Source organism: Pseudomonas sp. SDO52101_S400 (assembly GCF_054071635.1).
In genome coordinates, this window is the sequence record NZ_JBSVWF010000003.1 from 168,852 (window position 1) to 185,971 (window position 17,120).

Genomic DNA, 17,120 nt, shown 5'->3' on the forward strand with positions numbered 1-17,120 from the left:
GGTTGGATCAGTCGGTAACGATCACCGGATCGGCCGACAGGATGTTGAGAACTGGGTAGATGCGCACCACTTGGCGACGCATCTGAATGAAAAGGTCGTAGCGGCGCACCCATTGCTGGTTCACCAACTCGGGTACCGGCCGAATATCGGAGGCGCCGTAGAACGCCATCCTCTGGGTTTTGATGGCTTCGCTGTTCTGCGTGATGAAAATGCCGTCGCGTAGGATCGATGCGTAGGCCTGAGCCTGCGGTCCGTAGAACGTGCACAGGACCTGCAACTCTTCGTGCATCTGATACTGATCGTGACCATCATCCGAGCCGTCATGGTCGATGGCCGGATTGGCGATGGTTTTGGTTTCGTGAACGCCGACCGCGCACCAATTCACGTCCGGTTCCGGCTGTTTCGGTGGCTTTGTCTGCCAGCGTGGCCGAACCATTGGCCCAGGCAGCCCACTGATGCCGACCACCATGGCCTGCAGGATGTCTTCGAGCTGATCATCTTCAGGTGGCGCAGGCGTCCCCGCCGGCGTGAGGTAACCGCCGGTTGCTGAGGTATTCGCCATGGGTTATCCCTTCAGTGGAAGAAGATCGCAGGTAGCGCAGACGAAGCCGCGCCCGAAGTGCTTGTAGTCGTTGACGTTCGAAACGGTGTACTGCTTGCCCTGCCAGGTCACGACGTCGGCGGTGGTATCGCCTTCGCCGGCAGTCAGCCGGAAGATCGTGTGGATGGTGATGGACCCTTTCTTGCGCTCAGCACCAGCCAGACGCTCAAGAATGTCGCCCTTGTCGCTTGTGACGACGCCGGCAAACGTGATGTTGGTGTCGGCTGTAGTGGTCCGACCGTTTGCACCGACCGTTTGCACCGCCCTGGTACAGATCAGGCCGAGATCCATGAAGTCTGGGTCGAGCAGAATTTCCGATACATCGAGCTGAGCCATGGTCAGTCCTTCTCGCGAATCACGTAGGTGATGGCGTTGCGCAGTTGGCCGGTGTCGATCAAAGGTTTGATGCCAGTGCGACCTCGCTTCCTGCGCGCCGCCAGCGTCCGGTCGGACAGCGGTGCAAGGTCACCGTTGTTGATCTCGTACCTGGCTCCAGCCTGGGCCACCAGACCGGTAGCGTTCAGTTCGACATCAACCTTTTCCTCATTGCCATCCATGGCCGCTTTCGCCGCCTTTTGCAGGTGGCCGTTGATGCTTTCCTGCGCCCGAGCAACACCCGGGATCAGGAATGGCCTCGCAGGAATGTTTGAGGCAGGCGCGCCGTATTCGTGGATGTGACCGAGCTGTGCATTGTTGATCGGCTCGGCATCACCCTCTTCACGAGTTGCCTTCGAAGCCGGGATACCGACCAATACCTGCTTGCCAGCCAACTCCTGGATGGTTGCCAGTACCTTGGCCACGTTGTCGGTGGTGATCTTCATGCTCAAAGCTGAATCCCCCCAGTTCCGACCATGCGAGCCAATTGCAGGAACTGGATGCCGTATGTGGTCAGGTTGTAAAAGCCACCGTCCTGAAGCGCGACGGCACCGGTGTTGTAGCCCGCGCTCACCTTGTCGACTGACTTGGAGTTGAGCGGGCCTTTCACCTGCCCCCCGGTACCCCCGACCATCTCCGCCAACTGATTGCCGGCGGCGATGGCCAAGTTGTGGGCAATGAACAGCTCAAGGCCCACGTCCAGGTAGTCGCACCAACGATCAGGCGAGAGCGTTTTCTCGCCCAGGCTCAGCCACAGGTTCACAGCCGAATCCGGGTATTTCGTGGTGTCGGCGAACTCCGGGAAGTCCGCGCGGAACTGCGCGGCGTCCATGATCAAGCCTTCGCTTTGGCATCCGCGTCGGCCTTGGCCTTCGCGTCTGCATCGGCTTTTGCATCAGCATCTGCCTTCGCTTTGGCATCCGCGTCGGCCTTGGCCTGATCATCATCGCTTTCATCACCCTGCAAAGCCTTGGCCTGCTTGGCGGTCAGCGGCTCCGAATTGGCAGCCACGTACCAGTGAGCGGCGATCTCGTCCTCGACCTCATGAAGGCCTGCTTCGAAATCGCGGATCACACCTTCGGCCAGATTGAGCTTGAAGCTCTTGAGCACATTGAGGAATTTCATTGCGCGCTCCTGTTAGATGCCGTCGCGATAGCCGACAGTTTCTGGATAGACCACTTCCACGACGCCCAGGCGACCGTAGTAGGTGGTGATCTGACGGATGCCGCGATATTCCAACGGGGTACGCTGCAGCGGCACCAGAGGGAACCGCACGCGGTCCTTCTCGTTGGTGTACGCCATCATGCGGTTGGTGCTGGATGCCCCGCGCCCGGTCAACCATTTCAGCGGCTGGATGTTCAGCGGCCGGCCGTTGATCGAGTTCGACAGGCTGTTGACCTTCAGGTACTCGATGATCGAGATATTGCCGGCGGTGGACACGATGCGACTGACCAGCTTGCTGTAGCTGACCGGGTCGAGACGCAGCTCGCTCGGGCAGATGGCGAAAGCAGACGCGGCCCACACGCTGTTCAACAGGTCGTTGACGTCGGCCAGGATCTGATCCGGCGTTGCGGTAGCCCAGTTGCCGGTGATGGCGTTGCTGACGTTGGTCACGACGCTGGAGTTCACCAGGCCTGTTTCACCCAGTTCGGTGTCACCGATGTAGACCTGCTCGTCGATGTCCATGTTGTGTTTGAGCTGCATGCCCGAGAACTTCTGGCTGTCCACCGGGCGGCCGAGTTGTTGAGCTGATGCCAGCTCAGGCAGCGTCCAGGACAACTCCATGCCCCACAGACTCAGAGGCTTGGCGGTTTTGCCGATGTCCAGACCCAGGCTCGCGATAGCGCTGGAGTCCTTGCCGATCCACGCTTTACCGTTCGGGCTGGTGCCGCCGACGGCAGCAAAGGTGCTGTTGGTGAAACTGGACAGCTCGTCGGCGATGCTGACGTCTTCACGCAGCATGATGTCGCGGGACCATGTCACGGACGCCAGCGGGCCATGCAGGTTCTGGTCGAGTCGTTCCAGTTCACCGATGAGGAAGACGCCCGTGGAGTCGATGGTTTGAGCATCGAACGTCATCAGGCCGTCACGGGTGTGGGTGCGCTTGATCGAGCGCGGCAGAATCAAATTGCTCATCGAGCGTTCCCCTTAGATGTTGTACTGGATTTCGACGTTGCCAAAGGCGTCCGCCGGGCCCATGAAAGACGCGAGAGTGATCGCGACGGTGTTGGTACTGTCGGCAACAGCTTCGATGCCGCCGATAGGCTTGCCAGCGGCAGCGGCTGCCACTCGGACGTAGACCTGGCTGTCTTTCGATGCGGTACCGGCGTTCAACTTGACCGTCATGTAGCCGCGACGCAGGACGTCAGCAACGCCCTTGGTTGGCGGGGTTGCGGTGCCGAGCGGATCAGAGCCAGAGCCGCCAGTGATCGGATACGGGCGGCAGAACAGCCCGTATTCAGCGCCATTGGTGTCGCCCGCGCCGAACGGCACGAACTTGCCAGACGCGATCTTGCCGAACAGGCCGTAACCGGCGAACGGCGAAGCCGAGTCCAGAAATACAGGCTCGATGGTCGATTGACTGGCGCGAGTTACGTCGCCTGGAATGCCCGCAGGCATGCGATACAGAAATGCGTTACCCATGGGGGATATCCTCAGTTACGGCCAGTGCCGTTCCAAAACTTGCGGTTGGCTTCGTTGATATCGGCGACGCTCATCGGAGCACGGCCGAAGTCCTTGGTGGTGATGGAGGTGCGAGCACCGGTGGCGTTGTTCTGGATCTTGGCCAGCTCGGTAACGCCTACGAAAGCCGCGGAAACTTGGTCGGCGGTCATCTTCGAAAGGTCTCTGCCGACCAGGAATGGCTCTACCAGCGACTTGCCGTCACCGGTCTGCATGGCCTTGGTCAGCGCCTGACGCTGGCATGCGCAAACGTGGTCGGCGGTCTTGGTCTTGGCGTCGCGGGTCTGGAAGCTGATGCCGGGGGCGATGATCTCGGCGCGGGAACGCAGATCGGTCATGACCTCAGCATCGCCGGTGTAGGTCTTGCCAGAGGCTTCGGCGTTTTTCGCGGCCTCTTCGGCTTCGAGGATGTCGTCCCTGGTCTTCGACGAATCATCGTCATCGAGATCTTCATCCTCGGTTATTTTCTTCACCTCGGCCTCCATGTCGGCCATGCGCTTGTCCATGGACTTCATGGTTTTGAGGATCGATGCGATAGCAGCAGAATCGCCGGTTTTGGCTTTCCCGTTTTCATCCTTGTCGTCGCCGTCTTCGTCCTCGTCGCCGGCCTTGGCGCCTTCCAGAGCCTCTTCCAGCGCAGCTTCGTCCTTGGCCTTGAATGCCGTGCGAACACGATCCATCCAGGTGCGTTTCGTTTTTGCATCAGTCGTCTTGGCCACTTCAGAATCTCCAATTGCACATCGCGGGCCACAGCGGCCACGCTCTACCAGGGCTACGTGGTTTCCCACGATGTTCATCTGACGGCCGCGACCGACAGCCAGTTGTTCGTAATCGGCGTCATAGCCGCATGAGACTTGCCGGAGGCCGCTGCGCACCTCCTCGATGGCAGTGGCGTCGGTGATCAACAGGTCAGCGAGCATCAGGTCGCTTTCAACGCCATCGCCTTGCCGCACGTTCTGGGTGATGCCCATCGACAACTCTCGCCAGTTGGCGGGAGACACGAAGTCGTCGGGATGGCTCATCGTGACCGGCTTACCTTCGAAGCTGGCAATCGTCTCGGCGCGGAATACCTCGTCCTGGTTTCGCTCGATGGTCACCAGTCCGCCGTCGCCGCCCTGGACGATCGGACCGTCATCGTTGACCAGTTCGCTTTCGTCATAGATCAGCGTCCCGGTGCGAGCAATGGGCACGCCCTCGCAGAGCAGGAAACCTTCCGGCGTCATCCGTTGCCTCGCACTCAGGCGCTCAGGCGCAAACCATCGCCCGGCTTCGTCTTGGGTTCTCACATGCATGGGGGCTCACTCAGGAATAACGGGTTCTGGGTAGCAGCGGCAGTTCGGGAAGCAGCCAGCGTGGCCGGTCATCTTGTCCAGGGTTGGTGGCGAGTCCCAGCGAACGAACTTGCCGTTCATTTCAGCGTGCGAATGACGCACGTCGCTGTCACCGGACGTTCGCCAGATGTATCCCTCACTGCCCACGGCCTTGGCGCGCGCCTCCGTCAGTGTGGAGGCGGTGCGCGACACCTCGGTACGGGCGATCACCTTGGCCTTGCTCTCGGATACTTCGCCAGAGCGCTGTATCTCCTTGGCGATTTCGCTTGCCCGGGTGCCGTCCTCGATGCCTTGCAGGGTCAGTTCGTGCACCCGCTTAGCGGCGTCGAGCGGGATGCTCTTGATCAGCGTGACCTGTTCGGCCAGCAACTCCTGCATGACCCGGCCCGTTGGCGCCGTACGGATCTCCTGCCTGAGTGCCTGCGACATCTGCTCAGTGAGAGTTGCCCATGCCTTTTTGTCCTGCTGGTTGACCTCGACAAGCATTTTGCTAGCCGTGGACACCGCCCAGTCATTCAGAAGCTCGGCATACCGGTTCAGCATGTGCGAGATGGTCGGCTCGACCGATGGATCACCAGGAGGGAAGCCGTTGATGATGCTTCCCACCTGGCGCGCCACCTGCGAAAGCGAGGACTGGTATTGCCGTTCGGCTCTATTCGTCCTGACCGGATTCTGACTTCGCTTTTTGTCCCGGATTTTCAGGCGCATCGATCAGTTCCTTTTCGCCGGGGACTGGTGGTGGCTCGTTCTCGGCCTCCGTGATTTCGTCGTCTGTGATGTTCGACCAGAGCCCGGTGGTGTTGCTGGACTGGCGCAGCTCTTTAAGAGCGGTGCCACGGTCGACAATGCCGGAGTCGAATGCCTGAACAACCGAATTCGTGTCCTTGGCGCCGACATCGGCTTTCTCGACGTCGCTGAGTTGCCACAGCGGCACGAAGTCGAAGGCAAACCCTTCCGGCAGCGGCTTCCCAAGCTCAGAGCGGCTGATCACGTCGCACAAGGTGGTCACGCCAGGCCGCAGGGCCGAATCCTGATCAGCCTTGATGCCGTCGTAGTAGATGCGCACGCTGTCGTCGCCGTTGTTCAGGCCGCCCGGGGATTGCCCGAACAGGATGACGTCAGGTGTTTCGACGGCGCCGCATACCTGCTCACCGAATTTGTCGATGACCTCGGACAGCCCGCTGAAGCTGTATTGGTGTGTTTCGAAGGTGTCCGTGTCGTCCATGAGGGTCAGTCCCTCGTTGGACTGGAACTGCCGAATCATGTCGATGTTCTTGAGGAGTGCCTCCAGCGCCTTTCCACCTGTCGCGATCAGCATGCGCAGATCTTTCACTTTGTAAGTGCGCAGGTGCGCCTTGTAGACCAGTTGAGCCGTGCCAGACGTGACGCTATCGAACGCGATCAGGCGATCCCACAGGCGTTCCAGTACAGACTGGCCCCAGCCGTTTTCGGCGATGCGCTGCCAGTACGGCAGTTCGACGCCTTCACGGCGGATGACTCGACTGTAGTGGATCTTCTGATTGATCAGTGCCTGGGCGTCGCCCACCACGGTGTAGTACTTCGGCTTACCGAGGTCAGGGCCGTATTCGGTGACCAGGTTCTCCAGTGATGGCTGGACAAGCCAACGATCGAGGATCAGCAGCCCTTTGAACTGCCCCGGGCCGATGGTATCGAGCTTAAGGGGCGTCTCTGGCCGTTGACCATCGATCAGCATCACGGCGATGGAGCCACCATACAGGCGCGACCATTTCTCGTTGTCGCAGAGGCCTTTCCAGATCTGGAGCCGCTCGAAAGCGCGGGACAACTTGTCCTTCTCTTCTGGTGGCATCACCGAGTTGAACTCGATCCCCTCGCGGGTCATGTCCTTGGCGCGGCAGTCGACAGCACGGCCAGCCAACCAGCTCGATCGGTACACAGCCTCCATCTGGATGCGGTTGCGGCTGACGAAGGTGAAACCGTAGCTGCTGCCGCTGTTCTGATTTGCCGTTCCAAGGCCGACGCGGGCGGTGAAGTTTTGAAAGCTGTCGCCCGTCATGAACGATTTGCGTGCGACGTCAGTCTGCTGATTGACCTTCGCGGCTCGGGCGTTGATTTGGTGCCGCTTGCTCATAGTCGTCCCCACACGGCAAGGCTGCTTTGGCTACCGAGCATGTCGTTGATTGCATCGCACATTGGGTCTATTTGGTCGTCGTGAAGGTGGCTGTCATCGGCAGTGAAGGACTCGCACTCGGTAACGAAGTCCGACACGAATGCAGCCGACTCAGGTAGGCAGACGTTGCCTGACTCGATGTAGCCGAGAACATCCATGACGCGCGTCAACTTGTCTTTGGTGCGCTCGATGCCCGCAATTGGGATTCCCCCAAGGCTCCGGATGTCTTGAATCAGGCCGGTGCCACTGGCTTTGTCCTCGACCATGAAAGACCGAAGAAAACCCACATCGCGCTCGGCGCTGTGTTTGTCCCAGAACTCCTTGGCGCGCTTGCGCAGATCCGGGGCTTCCCATTTGCCACGCAACTGGTCGATCAGATAAATCCGCCGGTCCTCGCCATAACCCCAGCACTGGAAGACCGTGTAGTCGTTCCGCTCCGCAGTCTTCTGTGCAGTGTCCGCGTAGATCACCCGATATTCGATGCGCGGGAGCATCCGGTAGCGGATGAACCAGGCCGAATGAATCAGACCGCCGCCCTTCGTGTTTGGACGCTGCTGGTAGAGGGCGTTCCAGGCATGCGATCCGATCGCCATTCGTATCTTGTCGAGGCGCTCAATCGGATAGCGCTCTGGGTGCAGCGCCTCACCGGTCTTTCGGTGCGCCTCATCTTCCTCGGCGATTGCCGGATAGCTGACGACTTTCCAGTTGTCGCCTTCGCCGGAAGCCATCTGCTCGAGCAGTCGGCCAGCGAGGTCGTCGGAGTGCCAGCGGGTCATGCCAAGCAGAACGCCGCTATTTGGTGAAAGCCGGGTGTAGAACGTGGTGGTGTACCAGTCCCACACGGCCTGCCTGACCGTTTCGCTATTTGCTTCCTTGGCGTCCTTCACCGGGTCATCGATGATGCCGATATCGGCACCCATGCCGGTAATACCTGCGCCGACGCCTGCGCTACGGTAGGCTCCGCGACGACCAACGATCTCGAATATCTCACTGTTGCGGAGTGCACTTCCGGTCACGCTTACCACGCGCTTACCGTTCAGGCACGTACCCGGGAAGATTGCGTGGTAGGTGTCGTCATCGATGATTCGCTGCACATCCCGGTTCATCCGGTTCGCCAGGTCAGAGGCGTATGAACACGCGATCATCTGCAAATCTGGGTTCTTGCCGAGCGCCCATGCCGGGAAACGGCGGCTGAACAACTCCGACTTTCCGCTGCGCGGCGGGGCGAAGATCATCAGCCGTGGCTGAAGTCCGCGCTCCACGTCGTAGTAGAACTGCTGAAGCGCAGCTGCCACCTCGATGTTGAACCAGCCCTCAACGAAATCAGGCTTCGTCCTCAGCGTGAACTGAAGCAGCCCACGACGTGAGCGCTCATTCTTGATCGACGTCAGGTCGAGCAGCTGCGGCGATACGCTCAAGCTGCTCAAGCTGCTCATCAGTCAGTTTTCCAAGATCGGCCGAAACAGTTTTGATTGGGCCGCCGTCTGGTCCGCTCAACTCATGCCGCTCGGTGAATAGTTTTAAGTGCTTGCCCAGAAGCTCAAAGCCCTTCAGGACATTCTTTGCGTCGAACGCATATGCAGGAGCGATTGATCCAGTTGGCGTTTCGACGAAGATCTGTTCGCCTGATCGATCAAGAACAGGCGAAACCTGCCGGCAACGCTCAATCACTTCAACTATCCCGAACAGCACGTAGTCCTGGGTGATTGCCGTCCGCTCCTCTCTCGCAGACATGCTTCTTGAGAGCTCTGCACGAACCTTGACATTTGTTAACAGGCGCGATGCTTGCTGGTCGGCAGTCTTCTTGCTGTAACCCGCACGGATAGCGGCTTGCGTGGCATTCAAATCGATCAGGTATTCGTCGACGAAGCGCTGCTGTTTGGGTGTCAGCGCCATGATTGCTCCTTATGGGTTTCGCGGTGGCGCCTTGATGTGGCATCCACGATTTACAGGCTGGTATCCGCCACGGCGCTCCACGCCACTCCAGTCATGAGAGAAGATGTACTGGCGACGAGCCCATGCGTACAGGACGACTCCGAAGTGAAGAGTCACTGAAAAGAATGACGCGGAGGCGCCCAGAATAAGATCGACCAGAAGCCCGAACCCGCCGATGGCAACCAAGTAGAACGCGATGGCCAGAACCGGATGCTTGAGCATATCAACGGCGCGCAGGTACTCCAGCGCAGCCAGCACCACCAAGATGCACAGCAGTGCATCAATGCAAGTGAGGATGGTGCTCATGTCAGACACCCCGCGCCGCTACGAAGGCGCCCATCGCCGCCTTGATGGCAGGGATAATGTTCATCGCTGTCAGGCCGAGCACGAATGACACGCCGCACAGGAAGTAATCATCCAGCGGCAAGTCGAGCTTTGGAGCAAGCCACGTGCTAACTGGAAGCGTGAGGAAGATGGAAAAGAAGAACCCGGTCAGTACGGCGAACCCGGCCTGTCCTCTCGTAAGGTCTTTGAGAAACCCGAGAGAAAGGATTGCGCCGACAAAGGCGCCAACCACAACACCGTATTTCGCCACCAGAACACCGACAGCAGTGCTTGCTGGTTCGGCCATTGCAGTCTCCAGGGGAATAAAAAGGGCCTCATCGGGACAAGGCCAAGCGCGGCGCGGAGCAGCGACGGATTCAGAAACGAAAAAGCCCAGCGCGATGGCTGGGCTTTCGGTGAAATTCGCCAGAGGCGAAATTGTCACAATGGAGAAAATGATGCCTGAGCCGGACATTTGTCGTCAAGCAGCTATTTTCATTATTTTTATCGCCGAAGAGACAGGGATGAGAGCCTGTTTGTCGAGGTCATTGCAGGAGTCGAAGCAGGACTGAATGAACCCCTCCCATTCCCTGCCCCACTGCTCGGCGGAAAGCTCGAGGCCCAAGACGTTCAGGAGCCATCCACGGAACGACTCGGGCGTTGGGCACGGGTCAGCCCCTTCGCTCTGGCCGCCCTGGTGAATACGGCGATACCGGTGCAACACGCCGACGGCGACCAGTCGGGCCTTCTCGAATTTCTTGGCGTACATCTTCGGCCCCATCGCGTACGCCGTCAGGAACAGGGCCTCTTCAGCCTCTTCCTTGTCGTCGACGGTGGCGATCGGGCTGTACATGAAGTTGCCAAAGGCCTTCAGCGAAGATGGAAGCGTGGCGATCGCGTGCTGGATGTGAGCAGACAGCGCCTGCTGCATGGCGTGCCGGCTGTTCACGGACTTCTCCGTCTTCTGCACCGAGCAGCCGAGCAGGCCGATCTGCTCGACGTGCGAGCCTTGGCTATCCCACGGGGTGTACAGAGCGTCGTGCCATGCCGCCCGGGCAGAGTTCAGTTGCATCATGCTTCACCCCTCCGAATCTGAGACCAAGTGATGATGTGACCCTCGAGGAAGAACCAGGCCACGCAGAGCGTTGTGGTGATGGACAGCGTGATTCCGATCATGCGGCAGCCCTCTTCAGTTCGCGGGTCTTGGCCCGGTATTCGGCCTTGATGGTTTTGATTTCTTCGACGGTGTACTTGCGGGGCTCATGAGGCCCTTCGATCCATGCCACCTTTTCGGCGCCGATGCGGAGCGTCAGTCGGATCCGGTACTCGACAACGTTGCCGGATAGGTTGCGGTTACACTTCACGCACTGGCGATGGATGTTCAGCGGCTCGAAGCGCAGCTCCGGGCAGGCGCCTACGGATCGGTAGTGGCCGGCGTCCCAGCGGCTTCCGGTCATCAGGTCGCTGTCGTTCGGCATTGAGTCGCAGCTGATACACGGCAGGTGCGCGTCACGCAGGCGGACATACTCGTTCACGGCGGCCTGGGCTTCGCGCAGGTGATCCGCCCTGCTCTTCAGCTTCTCCTTGCGGACCTTGATCTCGCGGCGTTCGCGCTGGACGATGGCCTTGCGGGCTTTCTCGCTATTCACCGGCGCATGAGCCAGCGCGCATTTCGGGCTGCACACCACCTGCGTGGTGTTGAACATCGGGGCGAACTTCTCACCGCAGACCTTGCAGCTCTTCTGCTTCACCTCCTTGATGGCAGTCCTCATGCGGCCTCCTGGCTCAGCAGGTCGTCGAAGTACACGCCCTCAGGTGCGAAGCGCGCGACAATGCGATCGGTGTAGGCGATGCCCTGGGCGCGACTGAACAAACTGGTCACCGGGAAGCCGTCCGGGCCGAACAGATGGCAGCCGCCCATCATGGCAAGCTTCGTCTCGTACGGGAGGTGACGCATCACCCGGTACCACTCAGCCTGAAACCCGGCATCCTCGTTCAGCAGGATCTGCACACCGACGTGCAGCTTGCAGTACCGACGGGCGTCCGACTCATCGCCGATCTGGGTCATCTGGGCGATGCGCTTGTACATCGCGAACCACAACCGGTTCTGGTCGAGCGTGCGATCCTTGCCCGGGCGCAGCGAGACCACGACGAACTTCTTGTCGCGGAACATTGCGCTGAGCTTGGTGATCGCCTCGGAGAGCTTGGCCTGGCAGTTGACGCTGATCTTGTCAGTCATGACTGCACCCCCGTCTTTTGCTTACCTTCCCTTCAGCCTCAAGCTGCCGCATGGTCTTGCGCAGAGTCTTTAGGTCCCAGTGAAAGCGCAGGTATTTACCGATCAGGTTGACCTTCGCGGACAGCACCAGGCTGATTGCCAGAAGCATCGCGGCTACCAACAGAGCACCGCCGACAAGCATCACGGCGTAGCCAAGCCACAGAGCGATTGTATCCAGGATCATCGCTGCACCGCCTTGGCCGTGGGGCAGTCGAGCTCGCCGACCACTTCGCAAGCGATACCAAATGCCGGATCACCCAGGCGAGTCGATTGCATGATGCGTGTCATGCCTTCGAGCAAGGTTTCGATCTGCTCCTGTTGTTGCCCGGCGCCCCGCTGCAATGCCTCAACCTGTCCGCGCAGCGCAGCATTCTCCGCGTTGACGTGGCTGAACTGCGTGGCGATGTGTTCTTCCAGCGATACCTGGTCACGCTGCCAGTCGATATCGTCGTGGAAATAGCCGAAGCGCTCGCAGAGGCTGCGATGGAAGTTTTTGAAGCTGGCCTGAAGTTGCTCGATGCGCTCGCGCAGGACATCAGCACGGTGCTTGCCCAGCTCTGACCAGTGGCACGTCTTCTGTACCCACTCGGTCTTTTCTACCCATTCAGCGAGTGCGTTTTCAGCGCTTCGTAGCCGTTCGTTTTCCATTTGCTCCGCCACTACCCGGCGAATCCACTCAGCCCATGCATGCTGGGTTTGCTGATCGACGTAAAACCCGCCACCACCAGCGTACGTGTCGAGGCACATCCCCTTCTCAGCGGCATCCTTCTGAAACTTCGCACTTTCTGCGGCGAAGTCAGGTTCCCAACTTGTTTGACTGGACATCAGAAGCCCTCCTTGCCGCGCTGTGATTCCCATTCGAACGGCACGACGATCATTCCGCCCTCGCGCAGGCGGTCGACGCAGCGCTCGCCCATGGCGCCCGGCAACTGGTGGGCATCGAGGTTAGAGATCACAACCGTCGGGCGTTCCTGCTCGTACCGGCCGTTGATGATTGCGAACAGGGTTGTCAGCTCGAAGTCGCTCGGCTGTTCCTTGCTCACGCCTACCTCGTCCAGCACCAGCAGGTCGGGGTCGATCAGGCTCGACAGGATCTCTGCCTCGGTGCGTTCGCTGTGCTTGTCGTAGGTTGAACGGATCGCCTGCAGGATTGCGCCGACAGTGCGGTACACCGCCGTGCGCGACGTGTTGTGCAGCAGCTCGTTGGCCATGCCAGCGCCGAGGTGCGTTTTCCCGGTACCGGGCTTGCCGATCAGCACCATGCAGCGACCGGTCTTCAGGATCTCTTCAAAGATCTGGACGTAGTGCTGGCAGAACCGCAGGGCTTTGCGCTGGCCTTCGTTCTCGGCCTGGTAGTTACCCAGGGTGCGAGTGGTGAAGCGCTTCGGGATCAGCGCATCGCCCAACTTGCGAGCGAGGGCCATGCGGACTTCCATCGCCTTGTTGGCCTGCTCGGCGGCCTCGGACTTCTCGCGGGCGATGCGGCTGCACTCCGGGCAATTGCTTCTCAGCTCCCGGCCCAGCACCGAGTAGACTTTCTGGTCGTAGGCGCCGTGGGTTTCGCACTCGGCCGGCTGGATACGGGTTCCCGGTGGCAGTTCGGGAGTTGCTTGGACTGGCTCAGAGCGCATAGCTGCCATCTCCTCTTGGAATCAGGCCGGCGGTGTAGTCGCGCTCAGCGAAGCCGGTGTGGCGGGATTGCGGGAATGGGTGCACGTTGGTTGGCACGTCGGGAATCTCGTCCTGCCAGCGCTTGCCATTGAGCCACGTCGCAGGGTGCGGGATGAACTGGCCGCGCTCCTTGGTCCAGTCAGGCGTCAGCACCTGTTTGGCCAGAGCGGCGACCATCAGGTCGTATAGCGCCTGATTCACCTTGAGCTTCGCCCAGGCCTTCTCGGCCTTGTCCTTCCCGACCTTGCGCGGGTAGAGCTTCCAGAACAAAGCGAACAAGCCCTCGGTCGCCACCGGAGCCTGCGACGGAGTGAGGGAATCAGGAATCAGGAATCCGGAATCAAGAGAGAGGGAATCAGCAGGGAAAGAACTGTGCTTGTCTGGTGCTTGCACCATGCTTGCACCATGCTCCTCATTGGAAGGCTCTAGGACAGGCATATCAGGAATGATGCTCTTTGCTTCTTTGACGTGGGGGTTCTGGTGTTTCGCCCAGTTCACGATCTGGATCGCCTTCAATGATCCGACGGCGTACCGAGTGATAAACCCGAGATGATCCAGGTCGGCGAGCATCTTTTCGATGTCGACATTGTCGGCAGGGAATAGGGCCATTTTTAGACGACGCGGACGATCTTCAAGGCGCCCTTCACGGTCAGCCTCCGTCCACAAGCCGATGAAAAGCAGGCGGGTAGCAAAATCGACTTCAGCCAGCAGTTCATTCGAGAAGAACCCCGGCTTGATGTTTCTGGATCTGGCCATCATTCAATCCCCCGTACGCTTGCGCAGGAGGCTTTATTCAGGCCCTGTACATTTGAATTTGAGTCGGACATAATCAGCTCCAGAACGTTGTAGAAAGCTCAAACGAAAAAGCCGACCTCGCCCGTCGGTTTTTTTGTGTCTGCGATTTAGGTGTCTTCACTTTTCAGGCCCTCATCAGGCTTTGCTTTCGCTGGTGAATACGGTTTGCGAAATGGCTGAATCGTCCCTGGCATCGTCTTCGGTCTTGTTCTTGCGACGATGTGCTTCTCAATCATTTCCTTTGCCAGTTGCTCTGGCGTAATGCCGAGTGATTTGGCTTCTTGCCTCAGCAGCTCGATATCCTCTTCATCCGCGATCTGTCGAAGTGACAGGTCGTCGTGGTTCTCAGGCATAAAGCCTCCATAAGGGCCTTCAGGCCACGTCTTGGGTGCGGGTAAGCTCGTCCCTCATCTGCTGGATTGCAGCCTTGAGAATTTCCCGTGCCAATACGGCCTTCTGCGTCCCGTGGATCTTCGCCAGCGAGCGCAGGTACTCGTCGTACTCGTCACTCAGGCGAACCTTGGTTTCGTTGTGGTTCAGGTGTTTGGGATCTTCGTACATACGGGCATTACTCCTGGCTTCAGAAATGAAATCGGTTACGCAGCTTTTGGGTGCTGCAGGAAGTAGTTGGTCAGCGCCTGAACGGAGCTGATGCGCGGGTCCTTGGTGGAACCGTTGGAAATCTTGCTCATCGTGAAATACGGGACCTGAGAGGCCGCGCTGATTTCCCGCCATTCACCACGGCGGCTGAGAAGCTCGTCCTTGATGAAGCCGAGCAAGTCGTTCTGATAGTTGGCTACGGGCATGGTGGAAACCTTTTATGAGTCATTCACGCATACTCTAGCCGTTTACGAATAATCCGGTCAAGCCACAAACGACTAATGCTTAATGCGATGCTTAGCCAGATACGAATCAGGTGCAACGACGATGCTTTCGATCAGGCAGATATTGGCCAACAACTTGAAGTTCTTGATGTCCGGCAATCCGAATCTGGACACTCAGCAGAAGCTTGCTTCGAAGTCAGGGGTTGGCCAGCCGACCATTGGTCGGACGCTGAGAGAGGAATCAGACCCGGGGATCACCACAGTCTCCAGCCTCGCCAAGGCTTTTAAGCTGGATGCGCAAGACTTGCTGGACGGAGGTCTAATTGACCGTATAAAAGGTAAGGGCTCCAATATCAGTGCTGGGCATGGCTTGTATGACCCAGTTCCTCTGATCTCATGGGTAACCGCCGGGATGCTCGATGACTCTATTGATCTACTAATAACAAACGATGCCGAGGAATGGCTCCAGTGCCCTTACGCACACAGCGCCAGCTCTTTCTGCCTTCAGATAAACGGATTAAGCATGTGGCCGGAGTACAGGGATGGTGAAATCATTCTCGTTGACCCAGAAATAGAAGCGCGGCACAACAGCGATATCGTAGTCAGGACGCCAGATCCCGACAGGAAGACGACTTTCAAGCGATTGCAGATCACGGAAGAAGGCACTTTTCTGCTCGCTATCAACCCAGATTTCCCTAACCGCATTCTGGAAATGCCGGAGGGTACTAAGATCTGCGGTGTGGTGACCGGCTCCTGGATGAGGCGCCGGTAAGCAAAACCTCAACGAAGCCCGCCTAGCGCGGGCTTTTTGTCGCCTGTGAAAAACCGCTCACGAATATTTTTAAAAAAATAGTCGAATACGGCTTGACGAATTATTCGTATGCGCATACTTTTATAGCCATGAACGGCTAAGACAGAGTTCGCAGGGCCTAACAAGACCCGCCGCAACAAGGCAGCGATGAACCGGCCTCAACGGTTCAGAGGGTTGGCAACTGACCCGGGTGTGCAGCGTAAAGCACCGTAATCAGTTTTCTGGCGGACAGGGTCGCGGCTGGAAGAACAATCTGAGATTCAAGCCGGTGACCAGCCAGTAGCGGGTCACGGAGATACACCCACAGATTTACTGATGCCGCTTCGATGAGGCGGCATTGGAAATCAACGGAGGAAACCGCCATGACTGAACAAGAAATTGCACAAGCGCTAGCCGACTGGGAAGAGCACCAGAAACGCAAGGCTGAGATCGCAAACCGGGCAAAAATGAGAAAGTGATATGAGTATTTTTGAGGCAAGTGATGATGTCGTCAACGAAGCAGCTTCTTCATGCGCAAGGCTTCTGGAAAGGTGGTTCGGTGGCGTCGATGAAGCGATCGCAGCGCTCGAGGCTGATCCAGCTGACATGGCTGATCTTGCGCTGCGCGAACACATCAAGCAGAGCCGGACAATGACGGTCAAGGCGCACATGAACATACGCGCATTCAGTAGCGAAGTTCTCGGAAAGATCACATGACTGAACCATCTTCCTGCGCATTCCCAGAGTGCGCAGCGGGATGCGGAAGACCAGCAACCTCCGCGCAACGCGGCCCCTGCATCACCTCGGATGGCCTCCTGCTGTTTCAGGAGCGCCATCTGGCTTTACAAATGCCTCTCAAACCCCGGGAGGCATTTGTAAAGCCAAACCGACAAGGAAAACCAAATGAAAACTCCAAAGCCGGAAACGGCATTGATCCTGCGCACCTGCAATGCCGACCTGACCAGCCATGGTGGTTTTCAATGGCCAAGCGAGATCGGCTCCGTGGTTACTGCCCCAGACTGGCGTGATGACGACGAATGCGGCCATGGCCTGCACGGCTGGCTCTTCGGCCAGGGTGATTCAAGCGCAAGCAACAGCATCGGCAAGTCAGATGCTAAATGGCTTGTTGTCGAGGCGCTGATCGGTGACTTGAAATCACTCGGCGGCAAAGTAAAGTTCCCAACCTGCACGGTTCGTCATATCGGCGACAAGCACACTGCTACTCAGTACCTGCTGGAAAATGAGCCACGCGCCGCAAGCGTGGCTGTAATTGGTATCACGCTGACTGGCGGCGACGACTCCACGCTGACTGGCGGCAACCGCTCCACGCTGACTGGCGGCAACCGCTCCACGCTGACTGGCGGC

General features: G+C 58.7%; 27 protein-coding genes. 3 read left to right on the forward strand and 24 right to left on the reverse strand.

The genetic code is table 11. The features are described from left to right. Nucleotides 1-7: 7 nt before the first annotated feature. The 24 genes from ACW9HX_RS02360 to ACW9HX_RS02475 all read right to left on the reverse strand — a co-directional run bounded on the left by ACW9HX_RS02360 (nucleotide 8) and on the right by ACW9HX_RS02475 (nucleotide 14,947). Nucleotides 8-562, reverse strand: coding sequence for a phage neck terminator protein (locus ACW9HX_RS02360; protein WP_457379358.1), 555 nt, complete (start codon nucleotides 560-562; stop codon nucleotides 8-10). A 3-nt stretch (nucleotides 563-565) separates the two neighbouring features. Next, complete coding sequence (locus tag ACW9HX_RS02365; protein ID WP_457379359.1) at nucleotides 566-937, reverse strand: hypothetical protein; 372 nt, start codon at nucleotides 935-937, stop codon at nucleotides 566-568. A gap of 2 nt (nucleotides 938-939) precedes the next feature. Next, a complete protein-coding gene (locus ACW9HX_RS02370) occupies nucleotides 940-1,422 on the reverse strand; it encodes a hypothetical protein (RefSeq protein WP_457379360.1) in 483 nt (160 codons plus the stop codon). 2 nt (nucleotides 1,423-1,424) lie between these two features. Next, on the reverse strand, nucleotides 1,425-1,808 hold the full coding sequence (locus ACW9HX_RS02375; RefSeq protein ID WP_457379361.1) for a DUF4054 domain-containing protein: 384 nt from the start codon (nucleotides 1,806-1,808) through the stop codon (nucleotides 1,425-1,427). A gap of 2 nt (nucleotides 1,809-1,810) precedes the next feature. Next, nucleotides 1,811-2,101 (reverse strand): STY1053 family phage-associated protein, encoded by a 291-nt coding sequence (locus tag ACW9HX_RS02380; RefSeq protein WP_457379362.1) that lies wholly within the window; start codon nucleotides 2,099-2,101, stop codon nucleotides 1,811-1,813. A 12-nt stretch (nucleotides 2,102-2,113) separates the two neighbouring features. Next, nucleotides 2,114-3,112, reverse strand: coding sequence for a DUF2184 domain-containing protein (locus ACW9HX_RS02385; protein WP_457379363.1), 999 nt, complete (start codon nucleotides 3,110-3,112; stop codon nucleotides 2,114-2,116). A gap of 12 nt (nucleotides 3,113-3,124) precedes the next feature. Further along, the gene (locus tag ACW9HX_RS02390; protein WP_457379364.1) at nucleotides 3,125-3,619 is read right to left on the reverse strand and encodes a structural cement protein Gp24; all 495 of its coding nucleotides are present in this window, start codon (nucleotides 3,617-3,619) and stop codon (nucleotides 3,125-3,127) included. 11 nt (nucleotides 3,620-3,630) lie between these two features. Beyond that, a complete protein-coding gene (locus ACW9HX_RS02395) occupies nucleotides 3,631-4,950 on the reverse strand; it encodes a DUF2213 domain-containing protein (protein WP_457379365.1) in 1,320 nt (439 codons plus the stop codon). A gap of 6 nt (nucleotides 4,951-4,956) precedes the next feature. Next, a complete protein-coding gene (locus ACW9HX_RS02400; RefSeq protein WP_457379366.1) occupies nucleotides 4,957-5,697 on the reverse strand; it encodes a phage head morphogenesis protein in 741 nt (246 codons plus the stop codon). Continuing rightward, nucleotides 5,642-7,099 carry a DUF1073 domain-containing protein gene (locus ACW9HX_RS02405; protein WP_457379367.1) on the reverse strand — a complete coding sequence of 486 codons (1,458 nt, stop codon included), beginning with the start codon at nucleotides 7,097-7,099 and terminating at the stop codon, nucleotides 5,642-5,644. Before ACW9HX_RS02405 ends, ACW9HX_RS02400 begins: the two co-directional genes overlap by 56 nt. Then, nucleotides 7,096-8,574 carry a phage terminase large subunit gene (gene terL, locus ACW9HX_RS02410; protein ID WP_457379368.1) on the reverse strand — a complete coding sequence of 493 codons (1,479 nt, stop codon included), beginning with the start codon at nucleotides 8,572-8,574 and terminating at the stop codon, nucleotides 7,096-7,098. Before terL ends, ACW9HX_RS02405 begins: the two co-directional genes overlap by 4 nt. Continuing rightward, on the reverse strand, nucleotides 8,510-9,034 hold the full coding sequence (locus ACW9HX_RS02415) for a terminase small subunit (protein ID WP_457379369.1): 525 nt from the start codon (nucleotides 9,032-9,034) through the stop codon (nucleotides 8,510-8,512). The genes terL and ACW9HX_RS02415 overlap by 65 nt, the downstream gene beginning before the upstream one ends. Nucleotides 9,035-9,043: 9 nt before the next feature. Next, on the reverse strand, nucleotides 9,044-9,379 hold the full coding sequence (locus ACW9HX_RS02420) for a hypothetical protein (protein ID WP_457379370.1): 336 nt from the start codon (nucleotides 9,377-9,379) through the stop codon (nucleotides 9,044-9,046). Nucleotide 9,380: 1 nt separating this feature from the next. Then, complete coding sequence (locus tag ACW9HX_RS02425; RefSeq protein WP_457379371.1) at nucleotides 9,381-9,872, reverse strand: hypothetical protein; 492 nt, start codon at nucleotides 9,870-9,872, stop codon at nucleotides 9,381-9,383. 6 nt (nucleotides 9,873-9,878) lie between these two features. Further along, nucleotides 9,879-10,472 (reverse strand): hypothetical protein, encoded by a 594-nt coding sequence (locus tag ACW9HX_RS02430; protein ID WP_457379372.1) that lies wholly within the window; start codon nucleotides 10,470-10,472, stop codon nucleotides 9,879-9,881. A gap of 97 nt (nucleotides 10,473-10,569) precedes the next feature. Beyond that, the gene (locus tag ACW9HX_RS02435; protein WP_457379373.1) at nucleotides 10,570-11,169 is read right to left on the reverse strand and encodes a recombination protein NinG; all 600 of its coding nucleotides are present in this window, start codon (nucleotides 11,167-11,169) and stop codon (nucleotides 10,570-10,572) included. Beyond that, nucleotides 11,166-11,636 carry a hypothetical protein gene (locus ACW9HX_RS02440; protein WP_457379374.1) on the reverse strand — a complete coding sequence of 157 codons (471 nt, stop codon included), beginning with the start codon at nucleotides 11,634-11,636 and terminating at the stop codon, nucleotides 11,166-11,168. Before ACW9HX_RS02440 ends, ACW9HX_RS02435 begins: the two co-directional genes overlap by 4 nt. Continuing rightward, on the reverse strand, nucleotides 11,629-11,859 hold the full coding sequence (locus ACW9HX_RS02445) for a hypothetical protein (protein WP_457379375.1): 231 nt from the start codon (nucleotides 11,857-11,859) through the stop codon (nucleotides 11,629-11,631). The genes ACW9HX_RS02440 and ACW9HX_RS02445 overlap by 8 nt, the downstream gene beginning before the upstream one ends. Beyond that, nucleotides 11,856-12,500, reverse strand: a complete 645-nt coding sequence (locus tag ACW9HX_RS02450) for a hypothetical protein (protein WP_457379376.1) — start codon at nucleotides 12,498-12,500, stop codon at nucleotides 11,856-11,858. The genes ACW9HX_RS02445 and ACW9HX_RS02450 overlap by 4 nt, the downstream gene beginning before the upstream one ends. Continuing rightward, nucleotides 12,500-13,306, reverse strand: coding sequence for an ATP-binding protein (locus tag ACW9HX_RS02455; RefSeq protein ID WP_457379377.1), 807 nt, complete (start codon nucleotides 13,304-13,306; stop codon nucleotides 12,500-12,502). Before ACW9HX_RS02455 ends, ACW9HX_RS02450 begins: the two co-directional genes overlap by 1 nt. Further along, nucleotides 13,296-14,102: a hypothetical protein gene (locus ACW9HX_RS02460; RefSeq protein WP_457379384.1), complete on the reverse strand. Its 807-nt coding sequence runs from the start codon at nucleotides 14,100-14,102 to the stop codon at nucleotides 13,296-13,298. Before ACW9HX_RS02460 ends, ACW9HX_RS02455 begins: the two co-directional genes overlap by 11 nt. A gap of 146 nt (nucleotides 14,103-14,248) precedes the next feature. Next, a complete protein-coding gene (locus tag ACW9HX_RS02465) occupies nucleotides 14,249-14,494 on the reverse strand; it encodes a hypothetical protein (RefSeq protein ID WP_457379378.1) in 246 nt (81 codons plus the stop codon). A gap of 19 nt (nucleotides 14,495-14,513) precedes the next feature. Next, nucleotides 14,514-14,702 (reverse strand): hypothetical protein, encoded by a 189-nt coding sequence (locus tag ACW9HX_RS02470; protein WP_310049543.1) that lies wholly within the window; start codon nucleotides 14,700-14,702, stop codon nucleotides 14,514-14,516. Between the two features lie 35 nt (nucleotides 14,703-14,737). Then, nucleotides 14,738-14,947, reverse strand: coding sequence for a hypothetical protein (locus ACW9HX_RS02475; RefSeq protein ID WP_457379379.1), 210 nt, complete (start codon nucleotides 14,945-14,947; stop codon nucleotides 14,738-14,740). Nucleotides 14,948-15,068: 121 nt separating this feature from the next. On the opposite strand from ACW9HX_RS02475, the gene ACW9HX_RS02480 reads away from it, so the two are divergent. The 3 genes from ACW9HX_RS02480 to ACW9HX_RS02490 all read left to right on the forward strand — a co-directional run. Beyond that, the gene (locus ACW9HX_RS02480) at nucleotides 15,069-15,737 is read left to right on the forward strand and encodes a LexA family protein (protein WP_457379380.1); all 669 of its coding nucleotides are present in this window, start codon (nucleotides 15,069-15,071) and stop codon (nucleotides 15,735-15,737) included. A gap of 498 nt (nucleotides 15,738-16,235) precedes the next feature. Continuing rightward, entirely contained in the window at nucleotides 16,236-16,472 is a 237-nt protein-coding gene (locus tag ACW9HX_RS02485; protein ID WP_457379381.1) for a hypothetical protein, read from the forward strand. 186 nt (nucleotides 16,473-16,658) lie between these two features. Beyond that, a partial coding sequence (locus ACW9HX_RS02490) for a DUF7666 domain-containing protein (RefSeq protein ID WP_457379382.1) occupies nucleotides 16,659-17,120 on the forward strand: 462 nt, incomplete at its 3' end.

Bases quoted from the DNA above. Each gene is read 5' to 3' on its own strand.
- ACW9HX_RS02360 (WP_457379358.1), bottom strand. From the start codon at position 562: ATGGCGAATACCTCAGCAACCGGCGGTTACCTCACGCCGGCGGGGACG.
- ACW9HX_RS02365 (WP_457379359.1), bottom strand. From the start codon at position 937: ATGGCTCAGCTCGATGTATCGGAAATTCTGCTCGACCCAGACTTCATG.
- ACW9HX_RS02370 (WP_457379360.1), bottom strand. From the start codon at position 1,422: ATGAAGATCACCACCGACAACGTGGCCAAGGTACTGGCAACCATCCAG.
- ACW9HX_RS02375 (WP_457379361.1), bottom strand. From the start codon at position 1,808: ATGGACGCCGCGCAGTTCCGCGCGGACTTCCCGGAGTTCGCCGACACC.
- ACW9HX_RS02380 (WP_457379362.1), bottom strand. From the start codon at position 2,101: ATGAAATTCCTCAATGTGCTCAAGAGCTTCAAGCTCAATCTGGCCGAA.
- ACW9HX_RS02385 (WP_457379363.1), bottom strand. From the start codon at position 3,112: ATGAGCAATTTGATTCTGCCGCGCTCGATCAAGCGCACCCACACCCGT.
- ACW9HX_RS02390 (WP_457379364.1), bottom strand. From the start codon at position 3,619: ATGGGTAACGCATTTCTGTATCGCATGCCTGCGGGCATTCCAGGCGAC.
- ACW9HX_RS02395 (WP_457379365.1), bottom strand. From the start codon at position 4,950: ATGCATGTGAGAACCCAAGACGAAGCCGGGCGATGGTTTGCGCCTGAG.
- ACW9HX_RS02400 (WP_457379366.1), bottom strand. From the start codon at position 5,697: ATGCGCCTGAAAATCCGGGACAAAAAGCGAAGTCAGAATCCGGTCAGG.
- ACW9HX_RS02405 (WP_457379367.1), bottom strand. From the start codon at position 7,099: ATGAGCAAGCGGCACCAAATCAACGCCCGAGCCGCGAAGGTCAATCAG.
- terL (WP_457379368.1), bottom strand. From the start codon at position 8,574: ATGAGCAGCTTGAGCAGCTTGAGCGTATCGCCGCAGCTGCTCGACCTG.
- ACW9HX_RS02415 (WP_457379369.1), bottom strand. From the start codon at position 9,034: ATGGCGCTGACACCCAAACAGCAGCGCTTCGTCGACGAATACCTGATC.
- ACW9HX_RS02420 (WP_457379370.1), bottom strand. From the start codon at position 9,379: ATGAGCACCATCCTCACTTGCATTGATGCACTGCTGTGCATCTTGGTG.
- ACW9HX_RS02425 (WP_457379371.1), bottom strand. From the start codon at position 9,872: ATGTCCGGCTCAGGCATCATTTTCTCCATTGTGACAATTTCGCCTCTG.
- ACW9HX_RS02430 (WP_457379372.1), bottom strand. From the start codon at position 10,472: ATGATGCAACTGAACTCTGCCCGGGCGGCATGGCACGACGCTCTGTAC.
- ACW9HX_RS02435 (WP_457379373.1), bottom strand. From the start codon at position 11,169: ATGAGGACTGCCATCAAGGAGGTGAAGCAGAAGAGCTGCAAGGTCTGC.
- ACW9HX_RS02440 (WP_457379374.1), bottom strand. From the start codon at position 11,636: ATGACTGACAAGATCAGCGTCAACTGCCAGGCCAAGCTCTCCGAGGCG.
- ACW9HX_RS02445 (WP_457379375.1), bottom strand. From the start codon at position 11,859: ATGATCCTGGATACAATCGCTCTGTGGCTTGGCTACGCCGTGATGCTT.
- ACW9HX_RS02450 (WP_457379376.1), bottom strand. From the start codon at position 12,500: ATGTCCAGTCAAACAAGTTGGGAACCTGACTTCGCCGCAGAAAGTGCG.
- ACW9HX_RS02455 (WP_457379377.1), bottom strand. From the start codon at position 13,306: ATGCGCTCTGAGCCAGTCCAAGCAACTCCCGAACTGCCACCGGGAACC.
- ACW9HX_RS02460 (WP_457379384.1), bottom strand. From the start codon at position 14,102: ATGGCCAGATCCAGAAACATCAAGCCGGGGTTCTTCTCGAATGAACTG.
- ACW9HX_RS02465 (WP_457379378.1), bottom strand. From the start codon at position 14,494: ATGCCTGAGAACCACGACGACCTGTCACTTCGACAGATCGCGGATGAA.
- ACW9HX_RS02470 (WP_310049543.1), bottom strand. From the start codon at position 14,702: ATGTACGAAGATCCCAAACACCTGAACCACAACGAAACCAAGGTTCGC.
- ACW9HX_RS02475 (WP_457379379.1), bottom strand. From the start codon at position 14,947: ATGCCCGTAGCCAACTATCAGAACGACTTGCTCGGCTTCATCAAGGAC.
- ACW9HX_RS02480 (WP_457379380.1), top strand. From the start codon at position 15,069: ATGCTTTCGATCAGGCAGATATTGGCCAACAACTTGAAGTTCTTGATG.
- ACW9HX_RS02485 (WP_457379381.1), top strand. From the start codon at position 16,236: ATGAGTATTTTTGAGGCAAGTGATGATGTCGTCAACGAAGCAGCTTCT.